This is a genomic window from Candidatus Stygibacter australis, assembly GCA_030765845.1.
Classification (GTDB): Bacteria; Cloacimonadota; Cloacimonadia; order Cloacimonadales; family TCS61; genus Stygibacter; species Stygibacter australis.
The window spans coordinates 1-18,772 of record JAVCDJ010000067.1 but is presented as its reverse complement, the minus strand read 5'-3'; the positions used below and the strand labels follow the sequence as shown (position 1 = coordinate 18,772).

Sequence of the window (18,772 nt, the reverse complement as noted above, 5' to 3'; positions counted from 1 at the left end):
AGATGGGTGTGATCCTGGGCGGAGATCTGCGAGGACATAAAATGAGAATAAAACTCATGGTCTTATTCGGCAGATATAATGATCCTGCCTTGGTGAAAAAGTACCTTTTACACGCCAATGATTAATGATGCCGGCAAATTTTCTTGACCTTAGGTTAATGAAAACACATCATTGCCTGTGATAAAGGATGAGGAAATATTAAGAATCAATAATATGAATAAGAAGCGGAGAATTAGCAGCATAAAACGCTGGAGTACTATTAACCATAAAATTGAGTATGCCCTTTTACGGACAGCTATTTCTATTGCCCGTCTGATACCTGATACTATCCTGAGAAAAGCAGCTATGTGGCTCTTTTCAGTAATCCAGTTCCGCCGTGATCTGGCAAAAAATAATCTTAAGATGGTATTTCCTGAGATGAGCAAAGCAAGACGAGAACAAATATTGAAGGAAATGTATCGAAACCTGGGTTTAACTGCAGTTGAATCATTCTTGATGAAACCAGAGAAAGTATTTGAGAATCTGGAATTTTGGGGGTGGGAAGAAGTTAATAGATTGCGCGAAGCAGGTAAAGGTGTAATAGTGGTAACAGGACATTTAGGTAATTTTGAGATGTCAGGACGACTGATGGCGCACCAGGCTCCACTATGCGTGATCGTAAAAAGGCAATCAAATCCCTATTTTGATAAATATGTGAATAAGCAGCGATTAAAGGAGAACTGTGAACCCGTAAAATCTGGAAATGCCTTGCGACCAGTACTAAAGAAATTGAAGCAGAATGGACTTGTAGTGATGATGATAGATCAAAATGCCAGATATCAGGGATATCAGCTTGACTTTCTGGGGCATAAGGCTTCAACTCATATCTCAACAGCCAAAATTGCCTTATTGTCTAAGGCTCCTGTTGTAATAGTGGGAATCACACGCACCAGTAAAGGTTATCCTTTATTGAAATATTCTGAGACTATAGATACAACTGATTACGAGAACACTCTGGAAGGTCAAATTGCCTTGATGCAGGAGATCAATGATGCATTTGGCAAGCTTGTGAAAGCTAATCCTGAGCACTGGTTCTGGGTTCATCGGCGCTGGCGAAAACCGGAGCTGGGAAAACCATTAACTGAAATCGATTAATATCAACGGTAAATAGATTATTTTGCCATATGACGATCTTTGAAAAAAGCTTTACAGAATTAAAGCAGCAATGAGTTTTGTGTTGGAGAATATTATGAGAACATTAATTATTTGGAGTCTGATACTGCTATCTTCAGTAGCATGGGGTTTGCAGTTTGAAGCCGGCAGTGGAATAGATGTAAGCCGAATTGAGCGAGAAAATGAAGCAGCATATCACACGGGTGATGATGACCGACATTTTTATTATACATATCCCGAAGCAGAAAATCACCTTTGGGCAGTAGAATTTGATTTTAGGAGCTATTACAGTAGTATAGACAGCTTAACCTTTGCCCCGGCAAGTGCCTTGGTTTACCTGCCTAATTACACAGTAAGTGGAGACATGAATGTGGGATTATACAGTAATGGTTCATTTGGTCCTGGAGAAGAGATCACTTCCAGCACACTGACAAATGCAAACCTTGTACCCGGCTGGAATGAGATTGACCTTACCGCAGCAGCTGACACACTTTTCTGGTTGGTGGTAAATTACCCCACTGGATTAGGTAATCAGCAATATGTTTCTGCATCTAATGGAGATGGCAGCCATAGTTATTATTGGGATCCTTATTATGGAGATGAAGGAAGCTGGCTAAGTATGTCCGCCAATGGTTTTGCGAATGAATTCTTATTCACCCTGACTGGTGAGTTTCATTTTATGGATATAGACCTTGAGGTTTCTGATTTCTATCTGGAAGGGATTTTTTCAGCAGGTGAGGAGATCTTTCCCCGGGCAACTATACATAATAACTCATCTGTAAGTGTGGACAGCCTTTCTGTAGTGATAACAAAAGAATTTCCCGGTGCATTGGAAAACGATACCCTTTATGTATATGATATAGCTGCCGGAGCAGATATTGATCTTTCTGAAATTGATGATATTAGTTATATTTTGAGTTCTTATCCCGGGCAGTATAAATTTACCACAACTCTATATTGTGAAGATGATCAGCTTATTGATAATAATAGTGCGGAAATTAACAGGAATACATTTAATTATACTCAATCCAGTATAATGTTTGAAAATATGGTGGAACTTGATGATACCTATACAGATGGGATCTGGAATACTCAGGATGGAATTACTGATTATCAGCTGCTGCCAATCAATTATTTCCCCAATTATCAGGATATCAGTTATTATAATTCACTAGCTGAGGAGCGATTCTATTATTATGAGCTTTATAATTTACCGGCAACTGTGGTCAGTGGAGACCCCATTATCGGGTATGATGCAAATAATTATGAGAATCATCTACTGGAAAAATGTGCCGAGATTGATAGTATGCACAGTTTTGTGGAAATATCTCATATCGAAGCATTGGTAGATACACTGGAAGATGTGCATGTTTCAGTTCTTCTTGATCCGGGTGAAAATCTGGTACTAACCAGTCTGGCTTCATCATGTGAAATATTTGGGATGATCTATGAAGATGGTCTGCCTTTAAATGAGCAGTTAGATGGGAAAGTATTCCTTGATACTATCAAATTTGCGTCAGCAGAACTGGGTGGATTAGCCAATGGAGTACCGGTAGATAAGCGAACCAAATTTAATCAATTATATAAATTTACTCCTATCAGTGGAGATATAAATAACTGCAAACTCTTATTCTGGGTGCAAAACACAAATGATAATATGATCTGGGCTAGTGGTGAGTTATCATTTTCGGATTTTGGCATCGTGGAAACTACTGATGATGAGATCAGCTCATTACATACTTTCCTGGCGTACCCAAACCCCTTTAATCTTCAAGGATCTTTGAAGGTTAAATTACCGGAAACGCTCAGGAGCAGTGCAGTTCAGATAAATATTTATAATATCAAGGGACAGATAGTACGGAACCTTGAAGCTGGCGAGCTTACCTGGGATGGATATGATAATAAGCAGCATCTGGCAGGTAATGGCATATATCTCATGCAGATAAACCATTCCGCTAAAAGAGACTGGCTTAAGATCATGGTGGTGAAATAGAGCATGATCATCCGCAAGATCTTTCAGCGAAAATATCAGGAACTTACAGGCTGCCTGCACGTGCATACAAAATATTCATTTGATTCGCGCACACCCGTGGAAGATGTGATCAAAGCAGCCTATAAGCATAATCTTGATTATATTGCCATAAATGATCATCTTAGTAATGAAGCGAAAGAAGATAAATCTTTAAAAGCTGAAAAAAAATTAACTATTATTCCTGGTTTTGAGATCAATGACCCGGATAATAATAATCATCTGCTGGTGTATGGCAATGAGGAAGTTCTCAGAAATAAACCTGCCGGGGAATATGTGCCTTATTACCGTAATCAGGGAGCAATAACTTTTGCAGCGCACCCTTTTGAACGACGTTCCTCCCGGCAGATCAGAAAATATGTGTGGACTGATACTTCTATTGACCAGTTTTCAGGTCTGGAAATCTGGAATGCCTTATCTAACTGGGTATCCAAGATACGTCCCAGTATAAACGGGTTATTGTGGGTGCTTCTGGCACATAATTTTATCCGTCGTGGATCTCGAGCTTCTATCCAATGGTGGGACGACTTGAATAAGGCTGGTAAACGCAAAGCTGCTATCGGCTCAGTTGATGCCCATGGCTTGATATTTAAGAAAATGTGCTTCAGCTTCACTCTTCTAAAGCACAAATTTATGTTCAACACTGTGCGCACCAATGTGCTGCTTCCTGAAGACTGGGAGATAAACAAGGAGAATATATTGAAAGCACTGGCGGAAGGTCGCAGCTATGTGATCAACTATCATCGTGGCATACCATATAACTTTTACGCTGGGATATCCGCTCAAAATGAACCAGGAGTGAGTTTTGGGGAAGAAATAGAATTCAGACAGGGTTTGCATTACTATTATCATTTGCCTAAGATAGCCAGAGTTAGATTGTATTATAATGGCGATTTAATTAGCCAGCAGCTTGATGAAAAAGGAAGATTTGAAATTAATAGCCCAGGAAATTATCGTTTAGAAGTATTACTGAACAGACTGGGCTGGATCTATACAAATAATATTTATATAAAATGAGGTAAAAATGGAAAAAACAGTAAAGATATTCCGACAGGATCTACCAGAATATTTGAATAAAGAAATAGAAACCTGTTTTCTGGTCGCAGATAAAGAACTGCGAGAGAGTAAAAATGGCAATTATCTTCGTCTAAGGTTATCAGATAAAACTGGTAATGTGATGGGAAATGTGTGGAATAACGCAGTATCAATCTCTGATAAGTTTGAAAGTGGAGATATTGTAAAATTAAAAGGTACTGTGATCAGCTATCGAGATCAGCTTCAAATAACTGTTCAGACCGCAAGAAAAGTTCAGGATTTCGAAATTGACCTTACTGATTACATTCTGGCAACAGAAAAGGATATTCATAAGCTTAATGAACGGTTATTTACTCTGATTGATTCTGTGACTAATGAACACTTGAATGAGCTTCTGAGATCAATCTTTGAAGATAAAGAATTCCTGGTAAATTTTTCTCAGGCACCAGCAGCAAAATCCTGGCATCATAACTATCTGGGAGGTTTGCTGGAACATACCATAAGTGTCGCAAATCTGTGTGAATTCAGTGCACATTATTATAAAGTCGATCGCGATCTGATCATTGCGGGTGCTTTATTACATGACATGGGGAAAGTGGAAGAATACACAGCACCTCCATCGATCAATTTTACTGATCAGGGAAGACTGATAGGGCATATAATCATTGCTGATCAGATCATAGCAAGCAAAGCACAATTGATCAATAATTTTCCAGCTGAACTTCTAATGAAATTACGCCACCTTATACTCTCGCATCATGGGGAATATGAAAAGGGTTCTGCGAGATTACCTCAAATACTGGAAGCAATTATCCTGCATCACTGTGATAATCTTGATGCGCAGGCGACTGGAGTTGGCCAGGTAATTGAAGCCAGTTCCGGTCATTCAGGTAACTGGAGTGAATTTGATAAGCTTAATAATAAATATTATTATAAAGGAAAAAATGAGGAAGAGATCAAATAAATGTTTCAGGTAGGAATAATTGCAAGCGGTAGTCGGGGTAATTCCCTGGTGATAAGAAGTGATAAAGGTGCCATCCTGGTGGATGCAGGACTTGCTGGGAAAAGGATTATATCCGGACTGGAACTAATGGGAATTTCACCGGAAGAATTACATGGTGTGGTGATCAGTCATGAGCATTCAGATCATATTTCTGGAGCAGGTATTATCTGTCGGAAACTTGATATTCCTCTCTATATAAGCCCGGATACCTATGCCTGTTCTTCAGCCAGAATTGGAAGGTTAAATCAAGAGACGATCTTTTTTGAACATGGTAAAGCCTTCAGCATTGGAGATCTTCATATTATTCCCTTTGCTTCTTCACATGATGCTGTTGAAAGCAGCAATTTTATTGTCCGGCAGACGAATAATTCCTCCGCAAGGTTAGGGATAGCAACAGATTGTGGTTATCTGACACGCTTAATGAAGGAGCGCTTGCAGGATTGCACTACTCTGATCCTGGAGAGCAATCATGATGAGATCAAGCTGCTGGAAGGGCCCTACCCCTGGCATCTTAAACAAAGAGTGAAAAGCCGACAAGGTCATCTTTCTAATAGACAAGCTGTTAGCGTGATCAGTCAAGTTATACATCCCGGGTTAAAGAAACTTATTCTGGCTCATCTGAGTGAAAAAAACAATACTCCAGAATTGGCTGAAAGTGAAATGAAAAGGTATCTGAGTATGATAAATCATGAGCTTGAGCTGTATATTGCCAATCAACATACTGCGCTAAGCTTACTGGATATCTAGGAGAGTCAATGCTGATTAATCTATTGTTATTGATTGTGGGATTTGCTTTTCTGATCAAAGGAGCAGATTTTCTGATTGATGGAGCTGTGTCTCTGGCTAAGAAATTCCATATCTCTGAAATAGCTATTGGATTAACAGTCGTGGCTTTTGGAACTTCAGCTCCTGAATTAATTGTAAATATTGTATCTGCTTTTCAAAATCATCCAGAAATATGTTATGGAAATGTCATCGGCAGTAATATGTTCAATACTCTGGTGGTTTTAGGACTTGCGGGATTATTTAAACCATTATTGTTGCAGAAATCTACAGTCCGTAAAGAAATCCCATTTGTTTTTCTAGGCACAATATTGATTATTTTATTATCCAATGGTTTCTGGATAGGAGACAAAATTCTTTCCCGGTATGATGGATTGATCCTAATAGGCTGCCTTGTGATATTTATCATTTATGTAATGAAAATACCCCGACAGCAGATTTCATCAGAATATTCTGATCTGCCCGTTCTTAAGACTATATTATTCCTGATATTTGGGATAATTGGATTATTTGCCGGTGGTCAACTTGTTGTAGATAATGCAGTCAAGATCGCCTTATATTTCAAAGTTAGTAATGAATTGATCTCTTTGACAATTGTGGCATTCGGGACAAGTCTTCCTGAGCTTGTAACTTCTCTGATTGCCTTAAAAAAGAAATCCTCTGATATCGCCGTGGGTAATGTAATTGGCTCAAATCTATTCAATATCTTTATGGTGCTGGGAGTTACTTCACTGATAAAACCTGTTATATTCAATCCTTCCTTAAATATTGACCTGGCAATTCTGGCCTTGATCACACTGATACTTTTCCTACTTGTGTTTGTGGGTAAGGTGAGTAAATTAAATAAATTTGAAGCTGCTATTCTTCTTCTTTGCTATTCCGGTTATATGTATTTTCTGCTGCAAAGAGGATAGTTTATAATAATCCCCAGCGTTTGCGGAAAAATATCTCAAGACAAAAACTAAGTAAAAATAAAGTAATGATATACCACTTTTTATAGAGAGGTATTTCAAAATATGTAGTATCAAACCTACTTTCAGCCTTTGGGTAATCTGCCAGGTCATTAACCTTAAATAATTCTTTTCCAACAGTTTGCCTGGCGATGTATTGTAATAGAGATTTATTTATTCCTCTATCTCTTACTTCTGAATTAGCAGACATTATCATAAATTTACCACCAGTTCCCTTCAGAGATTGTTTATCTGTAATAGTAAATTTGTATTCCGCCGGATCTTTGGCAGTGAAACTGAAACTGTATCTTTCATTATTCAGGTTGAGATAGTCACGCAAATATTCCTGATCATCTTTTGTGATCACAATTTCTGCCTGAAGGTTTGTTAATGGGGCATATTTCTCATCAAAGGCAGCTAATTCAATATTAACATCTTCACCAATTAAATAGCTGTTCTGTTCACTCCAGGCAAAAAAGTTGTTTGCTTTGGCATAGCTGAGCCATTGCATGATATTATTGTTGAAATCAGAATAATGATCATCCTCGCCCCAAAGCTGCCATTTCCACAGATCAAGAAAACTGCCGTAAAGCACTTTGCCATTGCCATATTCCTGAAAAACAAGGGCTGGAGGTGTTTGCTCAGCTGGAAATTCAGCTAACAGTGTTCCAGAGGTTTTTAGCTCAGTATAATAAAATCTCACTGGTGGTATTTCATCCAGATTCTTTTTAATGGTCTGGAAACTCTGATAAGCAGCACTCTCTTGAGTTAATCGAAATTTCCCCTCAAATATACGTCGAATACCCGTACTGCGAACTGGGAGAATTCGATCCAATCCTGCCAGAGGTTGTCCTAAATAATAAAGACCTCCTCCATTTGCCACATAGCGGTCAATCAACTCAATTTGAGATTTTGTAAAATTCAATTTTCCATTATTTATCAGGCATAATACCTGGCAATTTTCTAATTCAGAACCCAGACTCACAACATCCCGATTCTTACGCAAATCAGAACCCTTATAGAGATAAGTAACTTCAAAACGTTCATCTCTCTCTGCTGCCTGCACCAGGTAGCGACCTTCCCATGATAACTCGTCAGAAATTACCTTCACAGCCGCTTTATTTTCTAATACAAGAACTGCTCCAGGAAAACTATTATTCTCAATTCCCACTTCCAGCAGACTATCCTGGTGGATCTCAACTCTGACTGGTTGTAACCCGGTTTGAGAAAACTCATGTTCAAACAAAACCTGTTGATATTTCTCGTCTTTAAAATTTATCTGCTTTGTCTCTATTTTTTCATCTGAAATGTAAAAATCCAGCTCTGCCCCACCTTGATAATGAGATGAAGATACAGCTACAATAAAAGGAGTGATTTCCTTCAGCCAGGAACGCTTATTATATTTCAACTTTGTTATTTGAAGATCAAAACTCGTTGATTGAAAATCTGACTGGATAACATGCACAGGAAACTGAATATTTTGGATAAATTCTGGATCGCTGTCATCAAACCAGCCATCAGAAAACATAAACAAATCTTTTACATTTTTATAATTGTCTTGTTCCTGCAAATCTGAAAATGTCTTTGTAAGTCTAGTTGATTCTTTATCTCCATTGATCCCATCAGCAAATTCCAGAAGTTTACATTTATATCCCTTCGATTCCAGCAGGAGTTTTATCGAATCAGCTTGTACCTTATATTTTTGAAGTTTACTCACATTATCAGATTGTTCATTCATAGAAATCGAGTTATCCAGAAGCAGCAATTGCCGCATCTGAACGGGATTTCTGCGTGAGTATCTAATTATCGGATTGAAAAGCAATATCATCACTATGGCAAGAGCTATCCACCTTAAAATAGCAAGAAAATAGCGTTTACCCCTGCTTATCTCTGGCATTGTCCGCCAGTAGAAATATATTATAATGCCCGTGAGGCTAATTAATCCAAGATATATCATGTTCTACCAGTAATATTGAGCCTTCTCATTTTTAAAACTATACTCAATATCTTTTTGATCTTTATTTAGTGTTACAGCAATTTTGTCCAGCAGTAATTTCCTTTTTAACTTATTAATTAGTTTTCTGCCATGACCAAGAAATAGAGACTTCTTATTTATTGGTATTGATAGAGTCATTCCTGGTTGCCATTTATTTATTAATTCATCATACAAAAGTTCAATCTGGACAAGTTCTCCAATTGCTGGATGATAAGGACCTGCCACAATATCAGAACTCTTCAGGTCTGAATGCAAGCCTGTTTTGATTACATTTATCCCTTCTTCTTTACAATGCTTCTGAGCATATTTTAGCCATTGTATTGCATCTGCCAAACTTAAAGGTTGATAAATTCCCTGCTGATACCAATTTTCCAGAACCGTATCCCTTAGAATTATCGTGGGGTATAATCTTATCCCTTGAGGTTTAAGCTTAACGGCTGTTTTCAAAGACTCAACAAAGAATTCAAATGTATCTCCCGGTAATCCTGGCATCAATTGTATTATCAGATCAAAACCCGCTGCTTTTACATCTTTACAGGCTTTCAGTGCAGTTGAAGATGTATAACCTCTGCCAGATGATTTCAGTACTTCAGTATTAAAACTCTGAATACCCAGTTCAATTGTTGTAACACTCTTGCTCTTCAAAAAACTAAATAATTTTGAATCGAGTTCATCAGGTCTGGTAGATATTCTGATACCTTTTAATTGTGTAAGGTAAGGTGAGGCTAATGCCAGATATTCTTCCTGCTTCTGCATTGGAAGAGCGGTAAAAGTACCCCCAAAAAATGCTATCTCTTTTTCCGGTGCTGAATTTTTTATACAAAACCCCTCAATGCACTCCTGGAAAAATGATAGCGATACTTCCTTACTCTGAGTAATTGAAAACTGATTGCAATAAACGCAGTTAAAAGGACAACCCTGATGCGGAATAAAAAGAGGCAATATCCTCATATATTAAGTTTTTCACAAGCCCTTTTGGCGGCTTTCTGCTGGGCTTCCTTTTTTGTATGTCCCTCTCCTGTACCCATTAATTCATCATTTACTTTCACTTCGATCATAAATATCTTATCATGGTCAGGACCTGATTCCTCAATTAGAATATATTCAGGCAGGTTTTGACTTTCATTTTGGGTAAATTCCTGGAGTTTACTCTTGTAATTGATCAAATCCTGCTCAATAAATATCTCTTTGTATCCTGTAAAAATATTGTATATAATAAAATCACGTGCTGCTTCAATTTCACCATCAAGGTAAATTGCACAGATAATTGCTTCCATGGCATCTGCCAGGATTGAGCTGTTATCCCTGCCCCCACTTCTTTCAGCTTCCCGGCTTAATACTAAAAAACTGCCGAGATTAAGTTTACGCGCTACCGTTGATAAGAAATCGCGGGAAACTACCTTCGCCTTCAGTTTTGAAAGTTCTCCCTCTGTATAATCAGGAAATCTTTCAAAAACCGATTCAGCAATTATCAGCCCTAATATTGAATCACCCAGAAATTCCATTCTCTCAAAAGCAGAACTTTCTCCTTCCTTACCATTCACAGAAGTGTGCGTTATGGCAGAAAGGAGAAGTTCTTCAGTATCAAACTTATAATCGAGAATATCCATTAAATTGGATAACCCACTACTATTTTCTTTTTTTACTTGAGAATTCCCTAATAAACTGCTGATCAGTTTCTTCATAGTATTAATCATACTTTTTGAAGATCAGCACTCCATTATGTCCACCAAAACCCAGGGAATTACTCATAGCAATTTTCACGGGATAATCCTGTGAATTATGAGCAACAAAATCAAGGTCACATTCAGGATCAGGATTCGTTAGATTAATCGTAGGATGCACTTTTCCTGTCTGAATGCTCTTGCAGCATACCACAGCTTCAATTCCTGCAGCTGCTCCCAAAGTGTGACCTACCATAGATTTAGTAGAATTCACCTTCAGTTTATAGGCATGATCACCAAAAACAGATTTTATTGATTTTGTTTCGTTCACATCATTTAATGGTGTGGAGGTTCCGTGAGCATTAATATAATCAACATCTTCAGGATCTAAACCTGCATCTTCCAGTGCCATTTTCATTGCTCTGGCACCGCCTTCTCCACCTTCTACTGGAGCAGTGATGTGATATGCATCGCAGGATGCTCCATAGCCTATTAATTCTGCATAAATATGAGCTCCTCTTGCCAATGCACGATCAAGCTCCTCCAGAATTATCACCCCTGCACCTTCAGCTAATATAAATCCATCTCTACCTGAATCAAAAGGACGACATGCTGCCTGTGGGTCATCATTCCGGGTACTTAATGCTTTCATATTTCCAAACCCGGCAAAGGTTAAAGGTGTTACTGATGCCTCAGCTCCTCCACATAATATCAAATCAGCATCTCCATACTGAATTGACCTGTAGGCTGTTCCTATCCCATGATTAGCACTTGCACAGGCAGAAGATATATTAAAATTAATACCCTTTAAATTGTATTGGATTGCAACTTCTGCGGAACCTGCATTGGAAATCATCTTAGGGATGAAAAATGGACTCACTCTACGGGGTCCCACCTGATAGTGCTTTGCACATTCAGTTTCATATGTGTACATACCTCCAATACCAGTGCAAAGGATACATCCACTTCTTTCTGGATCGAAATGAGCTTCATCAATATTAGCATCTTCTAAAGCTTCTCTTGCTGCCCATAAGGCAAATTTTGTATATCTATCGAGCTTTTTCAATCTCTTTTTATTATAATAAATTTCGGGCTCAAAATTGCGAACCTCACCGGCTATCCGGCTGGAATAATCTTGACTTAAATCGAAATGTTTCACATGGTCAATTCCGCTTTTCCCTTTCAGCAGATTTTCCCAGAATTCGTCAACGGTATGGGCTAACGCATTTATCGTTCCCAAACCAGTTACAACAACTCTTCGCTTGCTCATCGTCACCTCTCTGTACTAAAAAGCGGATGAGCTTACCCATCCGCCACTAATAATACTAACTGTTTTACTATTGCAATTTGCCTTTCAAGAAATTGATTGCTTCACCTACTGTCGTAAGTTTTTCAGCTTCATCATCTTCAATTTCCAAATCAAATTCCTCTTCAAATTTCATGATTAATTCCACTGTATCAAGTGAATCTGCACCCAAATCTTCTATGAATTTTGCTTCGGGGGTTACTTCACTCGCATCTACTCCAAGTTCTTCTACAATAATTTCTTTAACTTTTGCTGTTACGTCCATATTATCCTCCAGTTTTTTCTTATTTTAGGTTTACCTCACATTTACAGGTTCCCAATTTATTTTTCAGCCTTTTCGCTGATTATTTTTTAATTCATTACCAGTCCACCATCGACGTTTATTACCTGACCGGTAATATAAGAGCTCATCTCAGATGCCAGAAAAAGACACAAGTCTGCAATATCTTCTGGACTGCCCATCCTCTTCATCGGTATCGCTTCAGAATAACCTCGTACAGTATCCTCCGAGAGTTTATCAGTCATAGCTGTCTTGATAAATCCAGGAGCAATTGCATTACATCTCAATCCTTTTGCAGCAAACTCTTTTGCTATGGATTTTGTCAAACCTATTATTCCTGCTTTAGAAGCAGCATAATTTGATTGACCTGCATTTCCCATTAATCCTATCACAGAAGATATATTTATTATCGAATTCCCAGGCTCCTTCATCATATATCTGCAGGCTTTCTGAATACAATTAAATGTTCCCTTTAGATTAACATTGATCACCGCATCCCAATCTGATTCTTTCATTCTTAAAATTAAACCGTCTTTTGTGATCCCGGCATTATTGACCAGAATATTGATACTTCCTGTTAATTTATATATCTCCTTGAATATTAGCCCAGTTCTTTCTGAATCAGTAACATCACAAGTAAATCCAAAGCAACTATATCCTTTACTGTTGAATTCATTCACTACTGAGTCTACATCCTCCTTGCGTAGGTCAATTATGCAAACCGTTGCACCTCTGCTTGCAATTCCTTCCGCTATTGACTTACCAATGCCACGTGAAGAACCTGTTATTATTGCTGTTTTACCTTTTAAATCCATTACTTATTCTCCATTTACTATTGAATTTATCATATTTACGATATCTTCAGGTTTTTCTATATTAAATGTCTTTAATTGTTTATCTATTTTTCGTAACATACCACTGAGTACTTTCTGAGGACCAAATTCTATAAATCTGTCCACTCCCCTATCACTCATATATTTAACGCTTTCCACCCAACGAACTGAAGAACTCACCTGTCTGGAAAGATTCTCTTTTATTTGTGATATTTCTGTCCAGGGTTTTGCATCTACGTTTGCTACTACTGGAATATCTGTTGATGAAAATTTGATCTTATCCATTTCTTCTTCCAGCCAAACTGATGCTTTTGCCACCAAAGGTGAATGAAATGCTCCTCCCACTACCAGGGGGATTATACGTTTTGCTCCAGCCTCTTCAGCTAATTTCATTGCTGCTTCTACACCAGACTGACTGCCAGATATCACTGTTTGTACTGGAGTATTAAAGTTTGCAGCGATCACGATTCCTGCTGGAGATGCCTTTTCACATAGCTCAGTTACCATATCAGGAGATAAGCCAATAATTGCAGTCATTCCATATGGCATGCCTTCACTGGCTTTGATCATAAATTCACCACGTTTATGAACAAGATACATTGCATCAGAAAGTTCCAATACTCCATTAGCTACTAAAGCAGAAAATTCACCTAAAGAATGACCAGCCACAAAGTCAGGTACAATATCAATTTCTTTCTGCCACATTTTTAAAGCAGCTATTGAGTGAAATAGAATAGCAGGTTGAGTAAATCTGGTATCTTTCAATTTTTCTTCTGGGCCATTAAGTATTATATCTGCCAAATCATATCCGGTTCTCTCCTGAAATTTCTCCAGATATTTTACATTTTCTGAATCAGCTTCAATTAATTCCCGGCTCATTCCCACATACTGGGCGCCTTGTCCGGGAAATATATAAGCTATCTTATGCATATTTCCTCGCTTTTGGATTATATTCTAACTAATAGACTCCCAGAGGTCAAACCAGCACCAAAGGATGTCATAAGAACCAAATCTCCATGTCGTATTTTACCGCTGCGTATCACTTCGTCTAATGCTACTGGAATTGTAGCTGCCGAAGTATTTCCATATTTATCTATATTTACTATTATTTTACTACTATCCATTTTAAGCTTTTTACCAAGTGCTTCTATGATCCGCATATTCGCTTGATGTGGGATTACCCAGTCCAGGGAATTCGTATCCATATTATTACGCTTGAGCACAGTTTCACAGGAATTATACATTGAGCGCACTGCCAGCTTAAAAACCTTATTACCTTCCATATTTATGGTGTGAAGCCGTTCACGTACTGTGTTATAACTTGCTGGTGTTCGTGAACCTCCAGCAGGTTGAACCAGTAGATCCCAGTAATTCCCATCAGCAGAAATATCAGAGTCTATCACACGAGAAATATCCACTTCAGAAGCTCGGGAAACTATTGATGCACCAGCAGCATCACCAAACAGCACACAGGTATTTCGATCCTTGTAGTTTGTGATCCTGGTGAGTAAATCTACCCCGATAGTCAGAATATTTTTACACACTCCTGTCTCAATATATTGTTTAGCAATATTCATTGTGTATATCCAGCCGGGACAACCCGCTGAAATATCAAATCCAGGAACGTTCTTAATTCCCAGATTCTTCATAACTAAACAGGCTGTTGAAGGGAACGCATGATCAGGAGTAACTGTACCTACAATTACCAAATCCAGTTCTTTCGCGTGAATATCTGCCATCTGCAAAGCTTGCTCAGCTGCCTCTGTGGCATAATCACTGGAAGCTTTATCGTCTGCTGCCACTCGCCGTTCAGACATTCCAGTTCGTGTCTTTATCCATTCGTCTGAGGTCTCCACCAGCTTTTCAAGATCAAAATTGTTTAAGATCTTGTCAGGCAATGAACGCCCTGTACCTTTTATCTTAGCATGATACTGTTTCATTTTTTACTCTCATAATATTCTCGGGCATGCTCAAGAAATTTTGAATTCACCATCCGCACCGAGGTTTTTATTGCATTTTTAATTGCCGTAGCATCTGACCTGCCATGAGCAACAACTGAAAGACCATTCAGTCCAACCAATAAAGCGCCACCATATTCTCTATGGTCAACCTTTTTCTTTAAAAACGCAAAGGCAGGATAAGCCAGTAAAGCTCCAAGTTTGCTTATCCAGTCCTGGTTGAACTGTTCCTTAAGTATTTTAAACATAGAGGTTGCTGCCCCTTCAACCGTCTTTAGAATAATATTTCCAGTGAATCCATCACTGATTATCACATCTACATTTCCCTTTAAGAGATCCTTTCCTTCTATATTTCCGACAAAATTAATATCTGGGTGATTGGATAATGACTGATAAGTTGATTTATAAAGTTCACTGCCTTTACTACTCTCCTCACCAATATTTATCAAACCAATTCGAGGCTGGTCTATTTTAAAGAAATACTTAGTATATAGATTGCCAATCTCAGCAAATTGTACTAAATTTTCCACACTGCATTCCGCATTAGCTCCCACGTCCAGCAGCAGTTCTACCCCTTGGATCGTCGGGAAAAGGGTTGCTATCGCTGGACGTAGAAAATTCTTTAATCTGCCATAAATAAATAGTGAAGCTGACATCACTGCCCCAGTATTACCTGCTGATACTGATACCTGCACTTTTTTATCATGGCAGTCCTGGATCAACCTTACCAGGGATGAATCCTTTTTCTGACGCATGATCTTAGATGGAGAATCTGACATTATTACTCTTTCGCTGCAGTGAATTATCTCTAAACGTGATTTGTCAAAAAAATATTTTTCAAGCTCTTTGCTTAAAATCGCCTGGTCACCATAGAGAAGAATCTTTTCACAAATCTCCTCCTTTAGTGCAATAATTGCACCTTCCACTTCTGGGTAAGGTGCATTATCACTGCCAAAGGCATCCAACCCTACGGTTATTTTATTGCCTTGCATACCTGATTACTCAGGAAAACTTATTCCTTCTCCATCTTAAGGACTTCGCGACCATTATAAAATCCGCACTTTTTGCAGATGTTATGAGGACGCATCGGTTCTCCGCAATTTGAGCAGGTACTTACTGCCGGCGCTACTGCCTTGTAATGTGTCCGCCTTTTATCGCGGCGTGACTTCGACGTCTTACGTTTTGGTACTGCCATCATCACTCCTTTATCTATATATTACACTTTATCTTAATAACTGCTTAAGAAAAATCAAATAATTTCTCCTCCTCCCTCATGTCAAGCAGATAAATATTTAAACCATCCAAAACCTTGCGAATGGTGTTTACACCTCCGCAATGGTTGATCATAAAATCCAAACTTATAAATCACAAAAATTCAACTTCTCAGGCAATTTTAATACTTATAAAACCCATGACACACTATATTACCACCGTACTATTATAAATCTTTTCCGATCTTGTAACTGCATTTTTCGCTATCTATCACCAGTTTTCTTGCCTTAACTGATGTTATTCATTGCTAATAATCAATTTAAGATATTTCCACGTCTCAAAATAAACTCCCAGTACACTCTCTGTGGGTTCCCTGTGGCTTTCCTGATCACTTTTCTCACTTATGGATTTATCATATAACTATTGTTTCATTAACTTTGTCGCGTCTGACTTTTCGATTATTATAATAAAATTGGGCTGCCTTCTTTGACAGCCCAATGTATATTTATCCCTTTATCTCCTGTACTCGTTTTCTGGTCTTCTTGCTGCCCAGATATTCTACTACGATATAAATCACCGGTATAACTACCAGTGTCAGAATTGTAGTGGTAAAAAGTCCTCCAATTACTGAACGTGCCAGGGGTGCCCACATTTCTGCACCTGAACCAATTTCCAGTGCCAGAGGTATCATCCCGAAAATTGTTGTAAAAGCGGTCATCAATACTGGTCGCATTCTTGCCTTACCAGCCTTTTCCACAGCTTCAAACACTCCTAATCCCCTCTCTCGAAGCTGATTAATGTAATCCACCAGCACTATTCCGTTATTTACTGCTATTCCCACCAGCATCACCACTCCCACCAGCGACATAATACTCAATTTAGTACCTGTTAAGAACAGGATCAAAAATACTCCGATTAGTGAAAGAGGAATAGTAAAGAAAATTATAAAGGGATCGATCAGCGATTCAAATTGTGAAGCCATAACCATATACACAAGTAAAACTGCTACAGCAAAAGCTATCATCAGCCAGAAATTAGATTCCTGCTGATCCTCTGCCTGTCCACCTATCAATACGGTAAATTCATTAGGAATTGGAGTATCCTTTAATATTTCATTAATATAACGTGTTGCCTTATTCAAATCCAGTTTCCTGTCCAGATTGCAATTAACGCTGACAAACCGTTCCTGATTCTCCCTGCTGATAGTAGGTGGTGATATAGTCTCTTCTATTGTACCCAATTGTCGCAAAGGAATATTAGCACCTGTCATTGTAGGGATCATCAATTGTTCCAATGCTTCTCGATCATTGCGATAACGCTTATCAAGCCGAACAAAGATATTATATTCATCTCCTTCTTCTCGATAACGCTGAGCAGTAACTCCCTGAATAGAATATGAAATTATACTCGCCACCTGCATGGCAGATAATCCATATTCATTCATCACATCCTGCCTGAGATTTACTTCCAATTGGGGAGATTGCTCTTTGATGCTCTTCTCAACATCCACAAATCCCTTCACTTTCTGCATTTTCTGAAATATCTGATCTGCCAGCTCTTCACCTTTTGTAAGATCATTTCCGATCAGTTTCACCTCGATCGCCTTCTCATTGCCCATCATACCACCCTGGGTTATCCGATAGGTGATTCCGGCAATTTTATCAAAATCCTCTCTGATCGTCTCTTCAATCTCCTTCTGGCTTCGCTCCCTGAGGCTTTCATCTTTCAATTTCAAATGTATTTCCATATTATTGGGCGTGGAATCAAATGCCATTAAGCCTTCCTGTGATCCAAACCTCAAATAAGATGATTCTATCTCTGGTACAGCATCCCGCATAGCTGTTTCCACCTGTAAAGCCAATTGTTCCATCTCCTCATATGGTGTCCCTCGTCTTGCTTCCACATAGATCTGGATATGACCCTGATCTGTCTCAGGCATGAATTCTCCACCTATAACCGGGATCAAAGCCAGCGAACCTATGAACAGTAAGAATACTGACACGAGTACCTTCCGCTTATTATTGATTGCCCAATGCAGCACTTTAGCATAATTAATTTCCAGCCAGTTAAAAAATCTATTAAGGACTTTCACCAGTTTACTCTGCTTCCTGGCATCCTCTTGAGCCTGAGTACGGATCAAACGTGATGACAGCATGGGTACTAAAGTGAGCGCGACTATCAGTGATACTGCCAGCGAGCAGGTAATGGTTATCACCATATCTCCAAATATCTGACCCGTTATCCCTGGCACAAACAATACTGGTACAAATACAAATATGGTAGTTATTGTTGATGCCACAATGGCATTTGTAACTTCATGAGCACCCTTGCTGGCTGCTTCGGCTTTGGAATAACCTTCTTCTCGATGTCGATATATATTCTCCAGTACTACCACTGAATTATCCACCAGCATTCCTATCGCCAGAGCAAGTCCTGCCATGGAGATAATATTCAAGGTAAGACCATTTACATATAATACTGCAAATGTGAATATCACTGATACCGGCATGGATATTGCCATTATCGCACTGCCACGTATATTCCTCAAAAATATGAAAATAACCACACAAC

The 18,772-nt window shown here is 38.6% G+C and carries 17 protein-coding genes; 6 read left to right on the top strand and 11 right to left on the bottom strand.

The window, feature by feature from the left end; all coding sequences use genetic code 11:
* Positions 1–213: 213 nt before the first annotated feature.
* The 6 genes from RAO94_04225 (at position 214) to RAO94_04200 (ending at position 6,916) form a co-directional block, all read left to right on the top strand.
* Positions 214–1,134 (top strand): hypothetical protein, encoded by a 921-nt coding sequence (locus tag RAO94_04225; protein ID MDP8321541.1) that lies wholly within the window; start codon positions 214–216, stop codon positions 1,132–1,134.
* A 94-nt stretch (positions 1,135–1,228) separates the two neighbouring features.
* Complete coding sequence (locus tag RAO94_04220; GenBank protein MDP8321540.1) at positions 1,229–3,145, top strand: T9SS type A sorting domain-containing protein; 1,917 nt, start codon at positions 1,229–1,231, stop codon at positions 3,143–3,145.
* A gap of 3 nt (positions 3,146–3,148) precedes the next feature.
* Positions 3,149–4,198 (top strand): PHP domain-containing protein, encoded by a 1,050-nt coding sequence (locus RAO94_04215; protein ID MDP8321539.1) that lies wholly within the window; start codon positions 3,149–3,151, stop codon positions 4,196–4,198.
* Between the two features lie 7 nt (positions 4,199–4,205).
* Positions 4,206–5,180, top strand: a complete 975-nt coding sequence (locus tag RAO94_04210; protein MDP8321538.1) for an HD domain-containing protein — start codon at positions 4,206–4,208, stop codon at positions 5,178–5,180.
* Entirely contained in the window at positions 5,181–5,966 is a 786-nt protein-coding gene (locus RAO94_04205; protein ID MDP8321537.1) for an MBL fold metallo-hydrolase, read from the top strand.
* Between the two features lie 8 nt (positions 5,967–5,974).
* Entirely contained in the window at positions 5,975–6,916 is a 942-nt protein-coding gene (locus RAO94_04200; protein ID MDP8321536.1) for a calcium/sodium antiporter, read from the top strand.
* A 1-nt stretch (position 6,917) separates the two neighbouring features.
* Here the strand turns inward: RAO94_04200 and RAO94_04195 are convergent, their stop codons facing one another.
* The 11 genes from RAO94_04195 to RAO94_04145 form a co-directional block, all read right to left on the bottom strand.
* Positions 6,918–8,909, bottom strand: a complete 1,992-nt coding sequence (locus tag RAO94_04195; GenBank protein MDP8321535.1) for a hypothetical protein — start codon at positions 8,907–8,909, stop codon at positions 6,918–6,920.
* A gap of 3 nt (positions 8,910–8,912) precedes the next feature.
* Positions 8,913–9,899, bottom strand: coding sequence for a radical SAM protein (locus RAO94_04190; protein MDP8321534.1), 987 nt, complete (start codon positions 9,897–9,899; stop codon positions 8,913–8,915).
* Entirely contained in the window at positions 9,896–10,633 is a 738-nt protein-coding gene (rnc, locus tag RAO94_04185) for a ribonuclease III (GenBank protein ID MDP8321533.1), read from the bottom strand. The genes RAO94_04190 and rnc overlap by 4 nt, the downstream gene beginning before the upstream one ends.
* 4 nt (positions 10,634–10,637) lie before the next feature.
* Positions 10,638–11,882: a beta-ketoacyl-ACP synthase II gene (fabF, locus tag RAO94_04180; GenBank protein MDP8321532.1), complete on the bottom strand. Its 1,245-nt coding sequence runs from the start codon at positions 11,880–11,882 to the stop codon at positions 10,638–10,640.
* A gap of 67 nt (positions 11,883–11,949) precedes the next feature.
* Positions 11,950–12,183 carry an acyl carrier protein gene (locus RAO94_04175; protein ID MDP8321531.1) on the bottom strand — a complete coding sequence of 78 codons (234 nt, stop codon included), beginning with the start codon at positions 12,181–12,183 and terminating at the stop codon, positions 11,950–11,952.
* An 86-nt stretch (positions 12,184–12,269) separates the two neighbouring features.
* On the bottom strand, positions 12,270–13,013 hold the full coding sequence (fabG, locus tag RAO94_04170) for a 3-oxoacyl-[acyl-carrier-protein] reductase (protein MDP8321530.1): 744 nt from the start codon (positions 13,011–13,013) through the stop codon (positions 12,270–12,272).
* Between the two features lie 3 nt (positions 13,014–13,016).
* Positions 13,017–13,961 (bottom strand): ACP S-malonyltransferase, encoded by a 945-nt coding sequence (gene fabD / locus RAO94_04165; protein ID MDP8321529.1) that lies wholly within the window; start codon positions 13,959–13,961, stop codon positions 13,017–13,019.
* A gap of 17 nt (positions 13,962–13,978) precedes the next feature.
* Positions 13,979–14,971, bottom strand: a complete 993-nt coding sequence (locus tag RAO94_04160) for a beta-ketoacyl-ACP synthase III (GenBank protein MDP8321528.1) — start codon at positions 14,969–14,971, stop codon at positions 13,979–13,981.
* On the bottom strand, positions 14,968–15,981 hold the full coding sequence (plsX, locus tag RAO94_04155) for a phosphate acyltransferase PlsX (GenBank protein ID MDP8321527.1): 1,014 nt from the start codon (positions 15,979–15,981) through the stop codon (positions 14,968–14,970). The genes RAO94_04160 and plsX overlap by 4 nt, the downstream gene beginning before the upstream one ends.
* A 20-nt stretch (positions 15,982–16,001) precedes the next feature.
* Positions 16,002–16,184, bottom strand: a complete 183-nt coding sequence (gene rpmF, locus RAO94_04150) for a 50S ribosomal protein L32 (protein ID MDP8321526.1) — start codon at positions 16,182–16,184, stop codon at positions 16,002–16,004.
* 522 nt (positions 16,185–16,706) lie between these two features.
* Positions 16,707–18,772, bottom strand: a 2,066-nt coding sequence (locus tag RAO94_04145) for an efflux RND transporter permease subunit (protein MDP8321525.1), incomplete at its 5' end; no start/stop codon positions are given.